Source organism: Rhodopirellula halodulae (genome assembly GCF_020966775.1).
Lineage (GTDB): Bacteria > Planctomycetota > Planctomycetia > Pirellulales > Pirellulaceae > Rhodopirellula > Rhodopirellula halodulae.
The window spans coordinates 101,219-118,356 of sequence record NZ_JAJKFV010000030.1 but is presented as its reverse complement, the minus strand read 5'-3'; the positions used below and the strand labels follow the sequence as shown (position 1 = coordinate 118,356).

10 protein-coding genes are annotated in these 17,138 nt (G+C 56.2%); 6 read left to right on the top strand and 4 right to left on the bottom strand.

The window, feature by feature from the left end:
* Positions 1-118 precede the first annotated feature (118 nt).
* Positions 119-1,450 (top strand): Gfo/Idh/MocA family protein, encoded by a 1,332-nt coding sequence (locus LOC70_RS22600; RefSeq protein WP_230256325.1) that lies wholly within the window; start codon positions 119-121, stop codon positions 1,448-1,450.
* A gap of 95 nt (positions 1,451-1,545) precedes the next feature.
* Here the strand turns inward: LOC70_RS22600 and LOC70_RS22595 are convergent, their stop codons facing one another.
* Positions 1,546-3,099, bottom strand: a complete 1,554-nt coding sequence (locus tag LOC70_RS22595; protein WP_230256324.1) for a sulfatase-like hydrolase/transferase — start codon at positions 3,097-3,099, stop codon at positions 1,546-1,548.
* 446 nt (positions 3,100-3,545) lie between these two features.
* Here LOC70_RS22595 and LOC70_RS22590 point away from each other — a divergent pair, with 446 nt between their 5' ends.
* From LOC70_RS22590 to LOC70_RS22580, 3 genes are all read left to right on the top strand, one after another.
* A complete protein-coding gene (locus tag LOC70_RS22590) occupies positions 3,546-5,063 on the top strand; it encodes a hypothetical protein (protein ID WP_230256323.1) in 1,518 nt (505 codons plus the stop codon).
* Positions 5,064-5,074: 11 nt separating this feature from the next.
* Positions 5,075-8,017: a PVC-type heme-binding CxxCH protein gene (locus LOC70_RS22585; RefSeq protein ID WP_230256322.1), complete on the top strand. Its 2,943-nt coding sequence runs from the start codon at positions 5,075-5,077 to the stop codon at positions 8,015-8,017.
* A 72-nt stretch (positions 8,018-8,089) separates the two neighbouring features.
* Positions 8,090-8,458, top strand: coding sequence for a VOC family protein (locus LOC70_RS22580; protein ID WP_230256321.1), 369 nt, complete (start codon positions 8,090-8,092; stop codon positions 8,456-8,458).
* 643 nt (positions 8,459-9,101) lie between these two features.
* Here LOC70_RS22580 and LOC70_RS22575 read toward each other — a convergent pair.
* Positions 9,102-10,466 carry a Gfo/Idh/MocA family protein gene (locus LOC70_RS22575; protein WP_230256320.1) on the bottom strand — a complete coding sequence of 455 codons (1,365 nt, stop codon included), beginning with the start codon at positions 10,464-10,466 and terminating at the stop codon, positions 9,102-9,104.
* 167 nt (positions 10,467-10,633) lie between these two features.
* Between LOC70_RS22575 and LOC70_RS22570 the strand changes: the two genes are divergently transcribed.
* Both LOC70_RS22570 and LOC70_RS22565 read left to right on the top strand, forming a co-directional pair.
* Positions 10,634-11,176 carry a M50 family metallopeptidase gene (locus LOC70_RS22570; protein ID WP_230256319.1) on the top strand — a complete coding sequence of 181 codons (543 nt, stop codon included), beginning with the start codon at positions 10,634-10,636 and terminating at the stop codon, positions 11,174-11,176.
* Between the two features lie 63 nt (positions 11,177-11,239).
* Positions 11,240-13,375, top strand: a complete 2,136-nt coding sequence (locus LOC70_RS22565) for a Tex family protein (RefSeq protein WP_315857332.1) — start codon at positions 11,240-11,242, stop codon at positions 13,373-13,375.
* Positions 13,376-14,050: 675 nt separating this feature from the next.
* On the opposite strand, the gene LOC70_RS22560 is transcribed toward LOC70_RS22565, so the two are convergent.
* Together LOC70_RS22560 and LOC70_RS22555 are read right to left on the bottom strand one after the other, a co-directional pair.
* Complete coding sequence (locus tag LOC70_RS22560; RefSeq protein ID WP_230256317.1) at positions 14,051-15,013, bottom strand: putative 2-dehydropantoate 2-reductase; 963 nt, start codon at positions 15,011-15,013, stop codon at positions 14,051-14,053.
* Positions 15,010-17,049, bottom strand: coding sequence for an arylsulfatase (locus LOC70_RS22555; RefSeq protein WP_230256316.1), 2,040 nt, complete (start codon positions 17,047-17,049; stop codon positions 15,010-15,012). The genes LOC70_RS22560 and LOC70_RS22555 overlap by 4 nt, the downstream gene beginning before the upstream one ends.
* Positions 17,050-17,138 lie beyond the last annotated feature (89 nt).

Below are 17,138 nucleotides of genomic sequence, written 5' to 3'. Positions count from 1 at the left end.
CTCCTTTCCCACCCACCTTCCCGCCTCCTTCTGTTTGATCATTTCACGTTTGTGATTTGGTAATCGTTCTGACCTCAGAACTTTCGCCACTCATTTCATCGTTCTTGAGAGACTCGCCATGACTGCTTCGTCGAACACCAATCCACAAACTCCCACCGCATCGCGTCGTGACGTCCTGCGTCGCGGAGCAACCGTGACCGCAGCAACCGCCGCCGCCATGGCCGCTCATCCCATGGTGCACGGCAATGCTGCATCGCAAGACCCTAATCGCAAAATCAAGATCGGCATCGTTGGCGCGGGTGGCCGCGGAACGGGCGCCGTCAATGACTCCTTCACGATCAACGAGAACATCGAACTGGTGACCGTTGCCGATCTCGATCAAGGCAACGCCGAACGCCTACGCACCGGCATGCAACGTCGACACGGCGACAAGATCAACATCGCCGATGATCGCATTCACGTGGGCTTGGACGCGTACAAAAAAGTCCTCGAAGATCCCGAAGTCGAATTGGTCTTCCTGACCACATCGCCCGGCTTCCGTCCGGCTCACATCGCCGAAGCCGTTGCCGCCGGCAAACACGTGTTCGCAGAGAAGCCGACCTGCGTCGATCCGGCCGGATACCGTGTGTGTGTGGAAGCTCACAAGCAAGCCGAAAAGAACGGCACGGCGATTGTCACCGGAACTCAGTACCGTCGACAAACCAACTATGTCGAGGCCATCAAACGTATCCATGATGGCGAGATCGGCGACGTGATTGGTATGACTTCGCGGTATTGCAGCAACGGCATTTGGTACAAGAACCGTGGTGAAGGCGTGAGCGACACTCAGTACCAACTGAACAATTGGATGCACTTCATCTGGTTGTCCGGTGACCAAATCGCCGAACAAGCGGTTCACAACATTGATTTGATGAACTGGGTCATGCAAGGTCCGCCCGTCAAAGCTTACGGCTCCGGTGGTCGCTTCACTCGCCCCGATGACAGCGAAATGTGGGACAGCATGTCGATTGACTATCTGTATTCGGACGAACGTCCCGTGTCCTTCATGTGTCGCCAGATCCCCGGAACCAAGGCAGAAAACGGCAGCACCGTCCGCGGAACGAAAGGCTTCGCGATCATTGGTGCCGGCAGCAGCGGTTCGCGATTCCTGGACCGAGATGGGAACGAAACGTTGAAGTTGGAAGGCAGCATCGCGGATGCTTACCGTCAAGAACACAAGGACTTGATCGATTCCATCCGTGCCGGCGAGCCGATTGTCGAGCTGATCGAAACCGCCAACAGTTCGTTGACCGCCGTGATGGGACGACTGGCTGCCTACACCGGCAAAGAAGTCACATGGGACTTCGTCACCAAAGAGTCGCAGCTCGACCTGTTCCCCAAAGACTTGCAGTGGGACGGCAGCCGCCCGGAACCCAGCTTCGCGATACCAGGCAAAACCAAGTTGATCTGATCAACGCGGAGGATCAGTTACAACCACTCGCAGTCGCGAACAATCGAGCGGTCAACAGAACGCTCGATTGACTGGGCTGCGAACGTTCCTGATGTTCACCGCGATTGAAACGTTCTCTCATAGCGTGGCATTTGATTCTCAAGCCTCGTTGTTCGGCCGGCTTCGGTGTCGTGCCATTGGGGATCGAGGTGCGTCTTGGACCACGAAGCACCCGCGTTCACGCTCGACTCGACGAAGTCAGCATGTTCCCTTGCTATGTCCGCGGTCTCGGCCGGATCGTTCTTTGCGTCGTAAACCTGCCATTTGCCAAACTGTTTGCGATACGCTTTCAGATCACCCCGGCGGATCGCGACCTCGTTGCCGCCCCCGTGGTGACGTAGCCAGAACAACGTTTCATTCGCGTGGGGAGCCACACCGGATTGAAGGCTGGCCCAAATGTCCTTGCCGTCAAGCTGCTTCTCCGCAGGCACTTCCGCTCCCGCCAGCGAAGCGAACGTGGGGTAGAAATCCAGAGCAGTAACCGGGTGTGGAAAAACCGCCCCAGCAGCCAACTTTCCAGGCCAAACCATCAACATTGGCACACGGATTCCGCCTTCGCGAGTGCTGCCTTTGTCGTCGGTCAGCGGTGCATTGTTGCCCGCTTGTGAGACCTTTCCTCCATTGTCGCTCAAAAACACGATCAAAGTTTCTTCCGCAATGGAATCTGAATCGTCACCATCCGCGTTCGGGTCGTGCAGGGTGTCCACGATCTGCCCCACTCCGCGATCGACCGCAACCATCATCGCAACATAGTTTTGGCGTTTGGTGTAGTCACGAAAGTCGACTCCGTTGGCGGGTTGTGTCGGAACATGTTCAGGAAACAACGATTGAAGGTCGGCTGTCTTGGCTTGCAGAGGAGCATGAGGTGCGTTGTAAGCAAGGTATAGAAAAAATGGCTGACGATCGCCCGATTCGAGGCTGCCCGATTCAAGACTGGCCGATTCGCGGATGAACCGCACCGCATCACCGGACAGCATGTCCGTCAGGTACTCACCTTCCGGGGAAAGCGTCTTCTCGCCATTGCGTTCCAAGAAATACTGGTAGTCGTTGACCTTGGGCTCCACTTTGTCGGTCACCGACGGGAAGTACTGATGCCCGCCGCCCAGAAAGCCGTAGAACTCATCGAACCCTCTCCGATTCGGGTGGAAGGGACGGTCGTGTCCCAAATGCCACTTGCCAATGCAGGCTGTTCGATAGCCAGAGTTTTGCAGCACGGTGCTGATCAGAGTCTCAGAAACCGGAATGCCTTTCTGGTTGTAATCGCGAAGATTCAGGGCTTGGTTGGGCAAGTTTTTCTGACCGCCAAAGCAATGTGGCATTCGTCCGGATAGAAGCGCCATCCGGCTCGGTCCACAAAAAGGATGTGACACGTAAGCCTGACGGAAGATCATGCCGCGCCGAGCCAACTCATCCAACTCGGGCGTGACCGCATCGGTCGAAACGCCAAATTCCTTCGCATTGAAGCCAACGTCCGCGTATCCCAAATCGTCACAGAGAATGAACACGATGTTGGGACGCAGCGTGGATGTCTCGTCCGCCACCAATCCACCGTTGTCCAAGATGGTCACTAACAAGCAAAACGCCGTCGTCAATGGAGTCAGCTTCATCATAAAATTTCAGATTTGCGAATGGTTTCGGAGGAGGACGGCGACGCCAAATTGGAAACAATCACGTGACCCGAAAGACGTCGACTCGATGGTGCTCAACGAATCATTCCAAGAATCTCGGCTTTTCCAATCGCTTATACGCAAAGGGCACATTCTTGAGTCTGATTCGCATCGACTCGCGATTGCACCTTTCCGGCTTCGTGGAAGCCTCGAAGCTTGCCCAATGTCGGCTTCCGTTCTGATAGACTTGGAGAAGCTGAAATCTGAGCATTCGAGTTCGCTATCTCAGGATGGTGAATCACTCAGCCTTCAGCTCCCGCCTTAAATCCTGCCTATCACATTTGTTTGCTGACGTCTTCGTTTCAGTTCCAACACCAGGACATCTGCGCCACCCGCTCGGTGGGCAGAACCAGCAACACACGTGATGACACCACTTCCGGAGACGTTTGATGAAGACGCTGCCGACGGTTTCAGTTCAGTTCTTCTGGATGGCTCTGTTCGCGGTCTCCACTCTCGTGGCCCCGCCGATTTTCGCGGACGATGAAGCCACGACGCAGCGATCAGTCGGCCAAACGATCGAGTCCAAACCATCGCGTCCGTTGAAGTTGGCGACCTTCGACATCGATGCAACGCCGCCCATCGGATCGATGATGGCGTACGATCGAGTCCGACGTCATGACGAGATGACGCTGCGTGCCCGAGGGTTGGTGCTGATCGGCGCGGGTGATCCCATTGTGCTGTGCGCCGTGGACTGGATCGGGATTGGAAACGAAGGCTACGACCAATTTCGCCAGCGAATTGCCAATGCGGCGGGAACCACAGCTTCTCGCGTCGCATTGCACACGTTGCATCAACACGACGCTCCGAGGTGTGACTTTTCGGCAGAGCGATTCCTACACGACGTTGGCAAATCGGACCTCGGACCCTACGACAGTTCGTTTGCTCGAGAGGTTCTCTCGCGACTTTCCAACGCAGTTGAAGAGAGCCTTCAGCACGCGATTGAAATCACCCACGCGGGTTGGGGAACCGCGACGGTGAAGGACATCGCATCCAATCGCCGCCTGCAAGACGAGTCGGGTCAAGTCGTTGCGACCAGATACACCGCTTGCCGTGACCCGAAGTTGCGAGAAGCACCAGAAGGTGTGATCGACCCGGAACTAACCTCGCTGACGTTCTTTCAAGACGATCGAGCGATCGCGGTTCTCACTCATTACGCCTGCCATCCGCAGAGCTACTACCGAACGGGTATCCCCAGTCCAGACTTTCCGGGACTGGCCCGGTTCATCCGAGGACAGGATCGTCCCGGTGTGCTGCACGTACACTTCAACGGTGCAGGTGGCAACATCGGTGCGGGAAAGTACAACGACGGCTCCCCCGAAAATCGCATGATCCTGGCACAACGATTGGCGGACGCAATGCGTGTCGCGGCGGAGTCAACCCAGCGTTTTGCAATCAACATGGACAATGTGCAGTGGAATACGACACCTGCGAAGCTTCCCGCTGCTGAACACCTGGACGAAGCTGCTCTGCGAGAGAAGCTCAATAGCTGGAACACAACCGACTACTGGGGCAGTCCAGATGACTTGGCTTGGTTGCTCCGTTGCCGCGACGGTCATGCAATTGAACTGAGTTGTCTGTCCGTCGGGGACGTGCGGTTGCTGCATCTACCCGGGGAACTGTTTGTTGAATACCAACTCGCCGCCAAAGCGATGCGTCCGGATTTAAAAGTGACGCTGGCGGCTTATGGCGATTACGGGCCGGGCTACATCGGAACCCAAGAAGCTTATGGTCAGGGGGGATACGAAACGAGTGCCCGCGCGTCCAAGGTGGCTCCTGAAGTGGAGGCCGTCTTGATGAACGGCATGAGGAGTCTGCTCGACGTCAAGATCGAGGCAACTGGCGAATCAATGGGTGATGAAACCGGCAGTGACATCAGCGAGGCAACCCAACTGGAGGTGACGCGGTGAAAACAGCATGCATGTCAGCGACAGCTCTGGTTTTGGTGCTGGTGGCCTTTACAAACCAGTGTTGCAATGGACAGGAGGACTTCGCGGACGAGTTGCCTCGAATCCCACCCACGCCGGCGGAGCAAACCCTTTCGAGATTTGAGATTGCGGATGGGTACAAGATGGAACTGGTGGCGAGCGAGCCGTTGGTGACCAGCCCCGTGGCCATCGAATGGGCGGCGGATGGAAGCCTGTTTGTTTGCGAAATGAGAGGCTACAGCGAAGATCGCGAACGAGGCATTTCACGCATCACGCATTTGTGGGATGACGACCAAGACGGAACCTATGACCGCAGCATTGTCTTCGCGGACGGACTGATGTGGCCAACCGGTTTGTTTCCTTGGAAAGACGGGTTGTTCGTAGGCGATGCCCCACACCTGTACTTTTTCCGCGATGCGGACGGCGACGGTGTGGCGGACGAAAAACGAATCGTCCTCACGGGATTTGGAACGTCCAATGTTCAGGGACTGTTGAATTCGTTTCGGTGGGGACTCGATGGGCGAATTCACATCGCGACCAGCAGCACTGGCGGACAGGTTCGAGATCCGGACAAACCTGCCGAGTCAGCCGTGAACGTTCGCGGTCGCGACATCGCTTTGGATCCAAGATCAGAGACCTTTGAATTGACCAGTGGCGCAGCTCAGCATGGCATGTGTTTTGACGATTGGGGGCGAAAGTACGTTTCGTCCAATAGCGATCATTTGCAACAGGTCATGTATGAAGAGGAAGACATCGCTCGCAATCCATGGATGCAGCCGGCCCCGGCCAGAATCTCCATCGCCGAAGACGGGCCGCAAGCACCGGTCTATCGAACCAGTCCCGTCGAGCCTTGGCGAATTGTGCGAACTCGTTTGAGAGTCAGCGGGCAAGTCGGCGGACCGATCGAAGGCGGCGGGCGAGCGGCGGGTTACTTCACCGGAGCCACCGGTGTGACCATCCTTCGTGGTGACGCTTGGTCGGATAAAGATCGCGGATTGTCAATCATTGGCGACGTGGGAAGCAACTTGATTCACCGCAAACGTTTGGATGCCGACGGCATCGCCCGCATCGGACGGCGAATCGACGACCAAACCGAATGGGCGACCTCCGACGACATCTGGTTCCGACCGGCACAGTTCGCAAACGCACCGGACGGAAGCTTGCACGTGATCGACGTTTGCCGGGAAGTCATCGAGCACCCCAAGAGCCTGCCGCCCGACCTTAAGAAGCATCTGGATCTGACATCGGGTCGCGACCGTGGGCGTCTGTATCGTTTGGCGCCAACGAATCATCGCGATCGACCAACACCCAACCTTTCACAAATGACGGACGTTGAACTCGTGAGCCTGCTGTCACATCCCAACGCTTGGCATCGTGAGACAGCAAGCCGATTGCTGGTGGAAAGAGATACAACTGAGGCCTCCGCGTTGCAGGAACTCGGTCGACAATCCGACTCGGCACTGGGACGTCTGCATGCCATCTCGGTACTCTTCGCGTTGGATGCCCTGCGTCCGGAAATCATCTTGGAGCGTTTCCAAGATCAACATCCCGCCGTGCGGCGATTCGCGATTCGGATGGCGAAACATTTCCCACGCAATTCCCAGTTGGGCTTGGCACTCCAGCGGATGACCGCCGATCCATCGATCGAGGTGCGTTACCAGTTGGCGTTCACGTTGGGTTGGATGGAGAGCCAAGACACCACGGACTCGCTGATCGAGATCCTTTTACAAAACCCAACGGACCGCTGGATTCAAACCGCAGTGCAGAGCTCGATCGCCGACGATGGCGGAAAGGTCCTTGCAAAGCTCCTGTCAAAACAGAATCGCACCGTACCGAGCGAGTTTCTGCAGCGTATCGTCGAGCAAGTCCTGCAGCGGAATGAGCCCAGCGAAGTCGCCAAAATGGTTCAAACGCTCGAAGCCCTCGACGGCGACGATGCCGGTTTCGCGATGTCTGCGTTGGGACGTGTTCTTCAGTCGCGAAACGACAAGCAGCATTCGGTATATCAACTGGACCAGTCCAATCAGTTGGCGAATTTGGACAAACAGATAAGACGACTGGCTCATGATGCGGTGGCGATCGCCTTGGATGAAGACGCATCGCTCAACACTCGTATTGCAGCCATCGAATCGTTGCAATTCGCGGATCGAGAAAGCGTGCAACCGATTGCGGAGTTGATCTCAGCGGAACACCCCGTCGGACTCCAGCGTTCTGCGATGAGGACGCTGGGCGCGTTCGCCGATGCGGAAATCGGCCAAACGCTGGTCGAGCAATGGAGTACGCTCAGTCCCCAGCTGCGTGAGACTGCGGCGGAGATCATGTTCGCCCGGCCAAGTCGCACCCTGTTGTTGCTGTCAGCCATCGATGATGAACGAATCGCTCTCAGCGAGGTGTCTCGAACACGTTTGCAAGTGGCGGCGACGTCACAGAACGATTCGATCCGTGAACTGGCGTCTCGGTTGTTGAAACGTTCCGGCAATCAGAACCGTGGGGCGGTGTTGAAGGCGTACCAAAAAAGCCTGAGCATGGATGGTCGTGTTGACCGAGGTCGAGGATTGTTTCGAAAACATTGTGCCAATTGTCATCGCGTGGAGGGCGTCGGCCACGAATTGGGGCCCAACCTCGCAACCGTTCGTTCGAGAGGCCCGGCTTTCATACTGACAAATGTCCTGGATCCCAACCGCGAGGTGAATCCGGAATTTCTAAACTATGCGGCCATCGATTTGGACGGTCGGACTTATTCGGGAGTGATTGCGAACGAAACAGCGGCCTCGATCACCTTACAACGTGCGGAATCCGCCAAAGACAGTTTGTTGCGAACGAATCTGGAACAACTCAAGAGCACCGGTCAATCCATCATGCCCGAGGGTTTGGAACAGCAACTCTCCCCGCAAGCAATGGCGGATCTGATTGCGTATTTGATGCAGGTCGAGTAGCGAGCAAAATTGCGGTATCCTTCCCACGGAGTTCACCGCACTAAACACCCTTCCCGCATCGACAAATTCTCCATGTCATACGCTCACGGCAAAGTCAACTACTTCGAGTTCCCCGCCCATGATCTGGGGCGCACGAAAGTGTTCTTTGAATCGGCCTTTGGTTGGAAGTTCACGGACTATGGGCCCGACTACACCGCCATTGATCCCGACTGCGGTCTGGATGGTGGGATCTATCGCGCCGAAAAAGCATCGACGACCGAAAGTGGTGCGGCTTTGATCATCTTCTACAGCGAAGACTTGGAAGCCACCCAAGCGAAGATTGAGGCTTGCGGCGGAGTCGTACACCAGGAGATCTTTTCGTTTCCCGGTGGACGGCGTTTTCAATTCAAAGAACCCAGCGGTAGTGAATTCGCCGTTTGGTCGGACAAAGGTTTGTCGTGATCCCAACGCATTCGCGTTGTGACACGCGGTAGGTCAGGTTCCACCTGACGACAAAAATTGCGGGTTTCGCCGACGATAAAACGTCCGGTGGAACCGGACCTACTGTAACTTCCGGGGGAATGGCATCGCACACCACCGGTCGGCTTGCGCCGATCCGCTTGGATTGTGATCGCACCAGTGCAGTAGGTCAGGTCTTACCTGACGATGAGGACATTCAGGTTCCACCGACGATGAAACAGGACCTACAGGAACAGCTCAAACGTCCGGTGGAACCGGACCTACGGGAACTTCCGGGGGAATGGCATCGCACACCACCGGTCGGCTTGCGCCGATCCGCTTGGGTTGTGATCGCACCAGTGCAGTAGGTCAGGTCTTACCTGACGATGAGGACATTCAGGTTCCACCGACGATGAAACCGGATGTACAGGAACAGCTCAAACGTCCGGTGGAACCGGACCTACGGGAACTTCCGGTGGAATGGCATCGCTCACCACCGGTCGGCTTGGGCCGATCCGCTTGGGTTGTGATCGCACCAGTGCGGTAGGTCAGGTCTTACCTGACGATGAGGACATTCAGGTTCCACCGACGATGAAACGTCCGGTGGAACCGGACCTACGGGAACAGCATGTTGGACGAACGGTGATCAGGAGGACTTGCCGGTCGCGGGGTGTTGGTAGGGGGCGCGGTAGGTGCGGGCCAATTTCTTCGTGGCCTCTTCGTCGCCGACGATCGTGTGCGTGTCGGGATCAAACTCCAGCGTTCGTCCCAATTCCATCGCGACGTTCGCCATGAAGCAAGACGCACTGCTGATGTGGCCTTGTTCGATGTCCGCCACCGAACGTGAACGTTGATCGATGGCTTGAAGGAAGTCACGCATGTGCCCTCGAATCGCGGAGGCAACATGCAGCTCCAAGGCCCAGTCTTTCTTGTCAGACGCATCGGTTGGGTATTCATCCAGCTCAATCACGGCTTCGCCGGACAGCTTTGGTCCGCCTCCGCGAGGTTCAAATTCGTATTTGTTGACGCTCAGTTTCAGCGTTCCTTTGTCGCCATAGATTTTGGCTGCCCAGGGATACTCGGGATCGGGAGCGTTGCCCCAACTTCGGTGCGTCCAAACCACATCCAACCCATCAAAATCAAAGGTGGCTGTTTGCGTGTCGGTGATGTTGGCCAGCGAGTCTTTCTGGACCATGATGCCGCCCGCGCTGCTGATCCGTTTCGGCCAACCGAGATCCAATTGCCAACGCACCAAGTCCAACATGTGAACGCACATGTCGCCGACGATCCCATTGCCGTACTCCATGAACGCCCGCCATTTTCGTGGATGAGTGAGCTCGGTGTAGGGACGCATCGGTGCGGGGCCGGTCCAGGTTTCGTAGTCCAAGTGTTCCGGCGGTGCGATCGCAGGCGGATTTGAGTTGGCTCGCATGTGGTAGTAGCAGCAGACTTCTGCAAACGCCACCTTGCCCAGCAAACCAGCGTCAACAACCTTTTGCTTGGCTTCGATCAAGTGTGGTGTGCTGCGGCGTTGCGTTCCCACTTGGACCACCCGACCGGTTCGACGCGCCGCATCAAGCATTGCTTTGCTTTCCAACGTGTCGACGCCCGTCGGTTTTTGCACGTAAACATCAGCACCGGCTTCCACCGCGGCAATCATCGGCAACGCGTGCCAGTGGTCCGGCGTGTCAATCAGAACGATGTCCACGTTCTTCTTCGCCAGGAGATCCTTGTAGTCGCCAAAGGTTTCGGGGCGTTTGCCGGATGCTTGTCGGTCGGCGATCAAGTCCGCGCACTCGTCCAACAGTTTTTGGTCAACATCGCACAGCGAGACGACTTCCACCGGCTCAACATTCAGAAGTTGCAACAAGTCACATTTGCCATACCAGCCACACCCGATCAATGCGACTCGGCGAGGACGTTTCTTTTCATCCGCAGACGCGGGATTGGACTGAGCGGCAGCGAGGGTGGCGGCCGCAGCTCCGGCGGCGAGGAACGAACGACGTTGCATGGCGATTCACTTCGATGGGGATGAGGTGCGGTGTGGGGATGCGATGGAAGAGCCCAAACAGCCGATTCAGCATGCGATTCAGGGCGTCTATCACGCGTGATATTCTAACACCGGAGATACCCATCGGTGTGATCGATGATTTCGAGCGACACGCGTATACTTTGGCAATGAACGCCCCAAAACCATCTCCCGCCAATTCGCGTGATGCCGACGAATCAAACGCTCCCTCGGCGGAAACCATCGCGACGGCTTTTCACGAAGCCGGCCACGCGGTGATGGCATTGGCGGTGGGCCGGCAGATTCAAAAAGTCACCATCGCCCCCGGCAAACTTCAATTTGGCGGTTCACGATTGGGAACTTGCGAAATCAAAAAAGGCAAATCCAAGGGCAGCAAAGACCACCTGGAAGACGACGTGTTGGTGTTGTTGGCCGGGATGGTTTCCGAATCGCGTTTCACAGGAGTCTACTGCCAACAGGGAGCTTCCCAGGATCTGCGGGAAGTCTCGGCGAGACTCTGCACCCGGGCGGCGTCGCAGCGACAACATGAAACGTTGCTCAAACGAATGCTGGCCAAGACCGAACACATTCTGAATGACGACGCGAATGTGGAAGCCATCCAAGCCGTCGCGAAAGAACTACTCAACAACACCACCATCAGCGGACGTGCTGTGAAACACCATTTTGAGATGGCACAGAAACGTCACGCTTGAGTATGACAGCCGATCGTTTCGGTGTCCTGATTGTTTCCTCCTGCTGATCCGTCTTATCTGTCCATGCAATCCATCGCTCGCGAACTAAATCTTCCTGAAAAACAAGTGGCCGCCGTGATTGAGTTGCTGGAAGCCGGCAACACGATCCCCTTCATCGCTCGCTATCGAAAAGAAGTCACGGGTGGGCTGGATGAGATCGCTTTGCGAGCCATCGAAGATGCGTTGGAAAAGCACAATGCCTTGGTCGCGAGAAAGGCAACGGTTCTGAAAACGATCGAGGAACAAGGAGCATTGACCGCGGAGCTTCGAAAGCAAATTGAAGCATGCACGGACATGCGATCGTTGGAGGCTTTGTACCTGCCCTACAAACCCAAACGCCGAACGCGAGCGACCATCGCTCGTGAAAAAGGCTTGCAACCGCTGGCTGATCTTTTGCTGAAGCAAACCAAGCTGCCGAAGTCCAAATCGCAGGTGCTGGCGGATTTCGTCAGCGACGAAAAAGACGTCCCCGATGCGGATGCGGCGCTGGCGGGTGCTCTGGACATCATCGCGGAGCAATGGAGCGAGGACGCAGCGGTCCGCGAATGGATGGTCGAAAAGGGCACGAAGTTCGGGCAGATCACGTCCACCGTGAAACGTGGGAAGAAGGACGAAGCAGAGAAGTATGAAAGCTATTTGGACCGTTCCGAGTCCGCGTCTCGAATTCCAGGTCACCGTCTGCTGGCGATGTTGCGAGGTGAGGCTGAAGGAGTCCTACGGATTGGTTTGCAGATGGAAGATGACCGGGCGATTGGGTATCTGAAGTCGACATTTCTGCGCAATCGGTCGTTCGAGTTCGCTCGCGAATTGTCCGCGGCGGCGGAGGATTGCTTTGAACGTTTGTTGCAACCGGCGACTCAGTCAACCGTGTTGCAAATGTTGAAGGAGAAGGCCGATGCTGAGGCGATCGAAGTGTTCGGAAAAAACCTGCACGAATTGTTGATGTCGCCACCCGCGGGTCCGCGAGTCACCATTGGCATCGACCCTGGTTTTCGAACCGGTTGCAAAGTGGTCATCGTGGACGGCACCGGAAAATTTCTGACCAACACCACCATCTATCCCACGCCACCGAAGGAAGACACCGCGGGCGCCGAAAAACAGTTGTTGTCATTGATCCAAAAACACAACGTGGAATTGATCGCAATTGGCAACGGCACGGCATCCCGAGAGACGGATGCATTCGTCGGCAAACTGATCCGCGAACACGCATTGAACGTGACCAAGGTGATGGTCAGCGAATCGGGCGCGTCGATCTATTCCGCCAGCGAATTGGCGGGCAAAGAGTTCCCCGATTTGGATGTCACGGTCCGAGGGGCGATCAGCATCGCGCGGCGTTTGCAAGATCCGCTGGCCGAGTTGGTGAAAACCGATCCCAAGTCCATCGGGGTCGGACAATACCAACACGATGTGAACCAGACTCAATTGCGGAAGTGCTTGGACCGCACGGTGGAAAGCTGTGTGAACCATGTCGGCGTGGATCTGAACATGGCGAGTGTCCCACTGTTGTCTCGTGTCGCCGGCATCGGACCGAAGTTGGCGGAGAACATCGTGCAGTACCGTGACTCCAACGGTCGATTTTCAAATCGCAAACAGTTGACCAAGGTTCCGAAGCTGGGCAAAAAGGCGTTCGAACAGGCGGCTGGGTTCCTTCGCATCCGCGGAGGTGATGAGCCGCTGGACAACTCCGCTGTTCACCCGGAAAGCTACACGTTGGTCAGCCGCATGGCCAAAGAGCTGCACGCCGATGTGAACAGTTTGGTTGGCAACGCAACATTGAGTCAAAAGCTGAGTCCGGAGGCGTTCGTTGATGACCGTTTTGGGATTCCGACCATCCGAGACATCATTGCGGAGTTGGGCAAACCGGGACGCGACCCGCGCAGTGAATTCAAAGTCGCGAAATTTGATGACTCCGTTCAGTCGATGGAAGATCTTCGAGAAGGAATGGTGCTGGAGGGAGTGATCACCAATGTGACCCATTTCGGGGCGTTCATTGATTTAGGCGTGCACCAAGATGGATTGATTCACGTGTCGCAACTGGCGAACCAATTTGTCAACGATCCGGCCGATGTGGTTTCCGTCGGCGATGTGGTGAAAGTCAAAGTGCTCGAAGTCGATCTGGATCGCAAGCGGATTGCTGTATCGAAGAAGGCGATCGGATAAGCGACGTTTGGGTCGGTTTGGTGAGTTGAGAGTCACCAAGCTGAAACACGTCGCGCTCGTGTGTCATTCAGCAGGCATGAACATCAAACAGCCGTTTTGGCGTTAGCCACGGTTTCCGAGCGCCAACCGCGGCTAACGCCGATCGGCTACTTGGTGGCTCGAGGGATTTGGGGTGGCTAACGAATTGAGAATCAACAATTCAAATCACATCGCGTTCGTGTCACGTTCGGCATGCGAGAACACCCCGTAGCCGTTTTGGCGTTAGCCACGGTTCTCGAGCGCCAACCGCGGCTAACGCCGATCGGCTAGGTAGCGGCTCGAGGGAGTTGGGGTGGCTAACGAATTGAGAATCAACAATTCGAATCACATCGCGCTCGTGTCACGTTCGGCAGGCGAGAACACCCCGTAGCCGTTTTGGCGTTAGCCACGGTTCTCGAGCACCAACCGCGGCTAACGCCGATCGGCTAGGTAGCGGCTCGAGGGAGTTGGGGTGGCTAACGAATTGAGAATCAACAATTCGAATCACATCGCGTTCGTGTCGCGTTCGGCAGGCGAGAACACCCCGTAGCCGTTTTGGCGTTAGCCACGGTTCTCGAGTGCCAACCGCGGCTAACGCCGATCGGCTAGGAAGTGGATCGAGGGAGTTGAGCTTGTTCGTGACTTCAGAATCACCGCTCATGCGGATTGGCAAATGGTCTCGTTGTAAAACGCGAGTTGCTCGTACAGCATGCAAACAGACGGAGCAATTTCGGACGCTCGGTCGCCGATGGCTCGCAACGGGTTCCCAAAAATTGCTTCGACTTCCATGGGGCGTTTGGCGAGGAAATCCAACCGCATGCTGCTGTCGTAGGGCACCATCGTTTCGGTGTGTTCCATCGTCGCACGGATCGCTTTGGAATCAATTTCCACACCGCAAGCGGCGGCCCCCGCGTGGACCTCGGTGATCAAACGATTCGCCAAGGCTCGCCCCGGTTCCGAACCGATGATCTGATCCGTGGACGCATCCAACACGACCGACAATCCGTTGAAGGGAATGTTCCACATCAATTTTCGCCAGCGTGTCTTCGCCAGATCATCGCTCCAATTGGCATCGATGCCGGCGTTTTGCATGTCGGCTTCGATTCGCTTGCCCATCGTCTCCGCAACAATTGCATCGACGCCGGTCTCTTGGTAGGCACCAAACGCGATGCGGCCGTAATCGAGATGATGAATGTGGCCGGGGCCGACTTTGTTGCTGCACAAGAAACAACAGCCACCCAGGACGCGGCCAGCTGGAACGGTCCGGCGGACGTCGGCCTCGACATCCAATCCGTTTTGCAGTGTCAACACGACACCATCATCCGCGACCAACTTCGGTAGCCAATCGTCCAGCAACGCATTGCGAGTCGACTTCAACGCGATGATGACCACATCGCAAACCGGCATCGAATCAACCGACGCGTGCACGTGGGGTGATTCCAAAATGAAATCCCCCTGCACACTGTCGATTCTCATTCCATTGGCGACGACATGGTCGTAGTCCGAATGCAAAAGGAAGTGGACTTCGCATCCGGAACGCGTTAACATTGCACCGTACAAACCGCCAACAGCACCACTTCCCAAAATTGCGTAACGAAGTGGTGCGGCGTCAGCGTTCATTTGGCTTTCTTTCTCTTGGATGTTTTGCGAGCAGGCTCATTCGGCAACGGTGTCAGTCCCAATGCCGGAATGGCATCATTGCCCGCCAAACGAACGATCATGTCAACCGGGTGAGTTCCCGCTTCCAGATAGGCCTCCACGGTCACATCGGTTTTCGATTGTCCGGTGGTGTCGATCAACGCCGCGTCGTGCAATCTCAGAACCGCGTCCGACGATGCCGTCAAATGCAATGCGTAGCGACCGGTCTCTTCCACCGAGACCACGGTTTGCACACGCACATTGCCTTGCCGAGCGGATCGCAAAGCCTGTTCAACATCAATTTCATCCACGTCGACGTTGACTGATTGGCTGTCGTCCAAACGCGAGACAACCCGCGTTTTGGTTGGACTGTAAGTCACCCGCATCGACGCGTCGGCGTTCAGCGAATCATCGGAAGGAATGGGCTCTTTGTCGTACGGACGTTGGGCGGATCCATTGACCGATCGCAATTGCAGCACTCGATCGTGCATCCGCTGTTGCAACTGAACGAATTTCGGCGACGTGCCAGCCAGGTTGTTCGCTTCACCAGGATCGTTTTCCAAGTCGTAAATCTCAAACGCATCCGCGTGCGACTGAATGTTGTGCCGAACGCCTTTGTAACCGTCCATGAAGATCGCTTGCATTTGCCCTCGACGGGCTCCTCGACGAGCTGGTTCGTAATCGTCGTAGTTCGGTGTTTTGCCACCGTTGAAATATTCGACATAGGTCGTCGGCGGGGTCTGCTCGCCTTCACCCGTCAACGTAGGCACCAATGATACGCCATCGGCTCGGGCTGGAACGGATGCACCGGCGAGATCGGCAAAGGTGGTCAGCCAGTCATGAAATTGACTTGGGTTGCGATCGATCCCCGCGGCGATCTTCCCAGGCCACCAAGCGATCGTGGGAACGCGAATTCCACCTTCGAAGCAATCGCGTTTCATGCCATCAAACGGCCCATACGATTGAAACGAGGTCGGGTCGTAGTTCACGTTGCGAATGTATGATTCGCTGTGCGGGCCGTTGTCGCTGCTGAACACGACCAGCGTATCCTTGTCCATTTCCAAATCACGAAGGGTCTGAAGCAGATCGCCCATCAAATCGTCCAACCGTCGGACGCTGGTGGCAAAACGGATTTCCGCGTCGGTCCAGCCTTGGTTGGCATAGTCCGGATGTTGATACGAGTCGATTGGTCCAACCGTGTTGATCATGTTGCCGGGTTCACCCAGCCACTGCACGCCTCCTTCGACGCCCATCCCCTTGGGATACGGTGCCGCGGGATATTGGATCGCGGCGTGCGGTGTGTCGTAGGCCAGATACAAAAAGAACGGCTGGTCAGCCGAGTTGGCTTGGTGATCGACCAGATACTGTTTGGACTTCGCCGTGAACAAATCGGCCGTGTAACAGCCCTTCAATTGAGACGAGATTTCCTCGCCGTTGTGCCATAGTTCGACGGGGTTGGCGTGCCCCTCGCTGTTGGCGATCGGCCATTTGTCGGCTGGATAATGAACGTGACCATCGCGGTGACGCACGTAGCCGAAGAATTCGTCAAAACCTCGCTTGGTGGGATACGCGGGCCATGTCTCCGCGCTCTTGCCATTTCCTTGCAGCCCGTATTTGCCGATCAATGCGGTTTTGTAACCGGCCGACTTCAACACGGAAGCGATCGTCGGCACATTGGGAAGTGCTTTGTCGAATTGGTTGTCACGAATGGCGGCGTGGCCTTGGTGAACACCGGTCAACAAAGAAGCTCGACTAGGAGCACAGACCGGCGCGGGACAGTAGTGATTGCGCATCTGCAAACCTTCTGCGGCCATCGCGTCCCAATGCGGCGTTTGATGCGTTCGGTCGTGCTTCGATTCATTCTGGTAGTAGCAACCCAAATCGCCCCACCCCAAATCGTCGTACAAGACGAAAATGATGTTGGGCTGAGAGTCCGATGCTTGGACATCGTTCAGCGGGGCTGATACGGTCCAAGCCAGAAACGCAAGGACAGACGCAAGTGCAAAGGTGGGACGCATGGAGGGCTCGTCTTCAGAAGGAGAGGCTGCTGAGGGGACGAGCATTCTATCTGAAGTCGATGCAGCTTGCTTCACTGTGCGTAACTCGA

Excerpts from the sequence above, each read along its gene's own strand:
- LOC70_RS22575 (WP_230256320.1), bottom strand. The coding sequence starts at position 10,466 with ATGCAACGTCGTTCGTTCCTCGCCGCCGGAGCTGCGGCCGCCACCCTC.
- LOC70_RS22570 (WP_230256319.1), top strand. The coding sequence starts at position 10,634 with ATGAACGCCCCAAAACCATCTCCCGCCAATTCGCGTGATGCCGACGAA.
- LOC70_RS22580 (WP_230256321.1), top strand. The coding sequence starts at position 8,090 with ATGTCATACGCTCACGGCAAAGTCAACTACTTCGAGTTCCCCGCCCAT.
- LOC70_RS22565 (WP_315857332.1), top strand. The coding sequence starts at position 11,240 with ATGCAATCCATCGCTCGCGAACTAAATCTTCCTGAAAAACAAGTGGCC.
- LOC70_RS22560 (WP_230256317.1), bottom strand. The coding sequence starts at position 15,013 with ATGAACGCTGACGCCGCACCACTTCGTTACGCAATTTTGGGAAGTGGT.
- LOC70_RS22595 (WP_230256324.1), bottom strand. The coding sequence starts at position 3,099 with ATGATGAAGCTGACTCCATTGACGACGGCGTTTTGCTTGTTAGTGACC.
- LOC70_RS22590 (WP_230256323.1), top strand. The coding sequence starts at position 3,546 with ATGAAGACGCTGCCGACGGTTTCAGTTCAGTTCTTCTGGATGGCTCTG.
- LOC70_RS22555 (WP_230256316.1), bottom strand. The coding sequence starts at position 17,049 with ATGCGTCCCACCTTTGCACTTGCGTCTGTCCTTGCGTTTCTGGCTTGG.
- LOC70_RS22600 (WP_230256325.1), top strand. The coding sequence starts at position 119 with ATGACTGCTTCGTCGAACACCAATCCACAAACTCCCACCGCATCGCGT.
- LOC70_RS22585 (WP_230256322.1), top strand. The coding sequence starts at position 5,075 with ATGTCAGCGACAGCTCTGGTTTTGGTGCTGGTGGCCTTTACAAACCAG.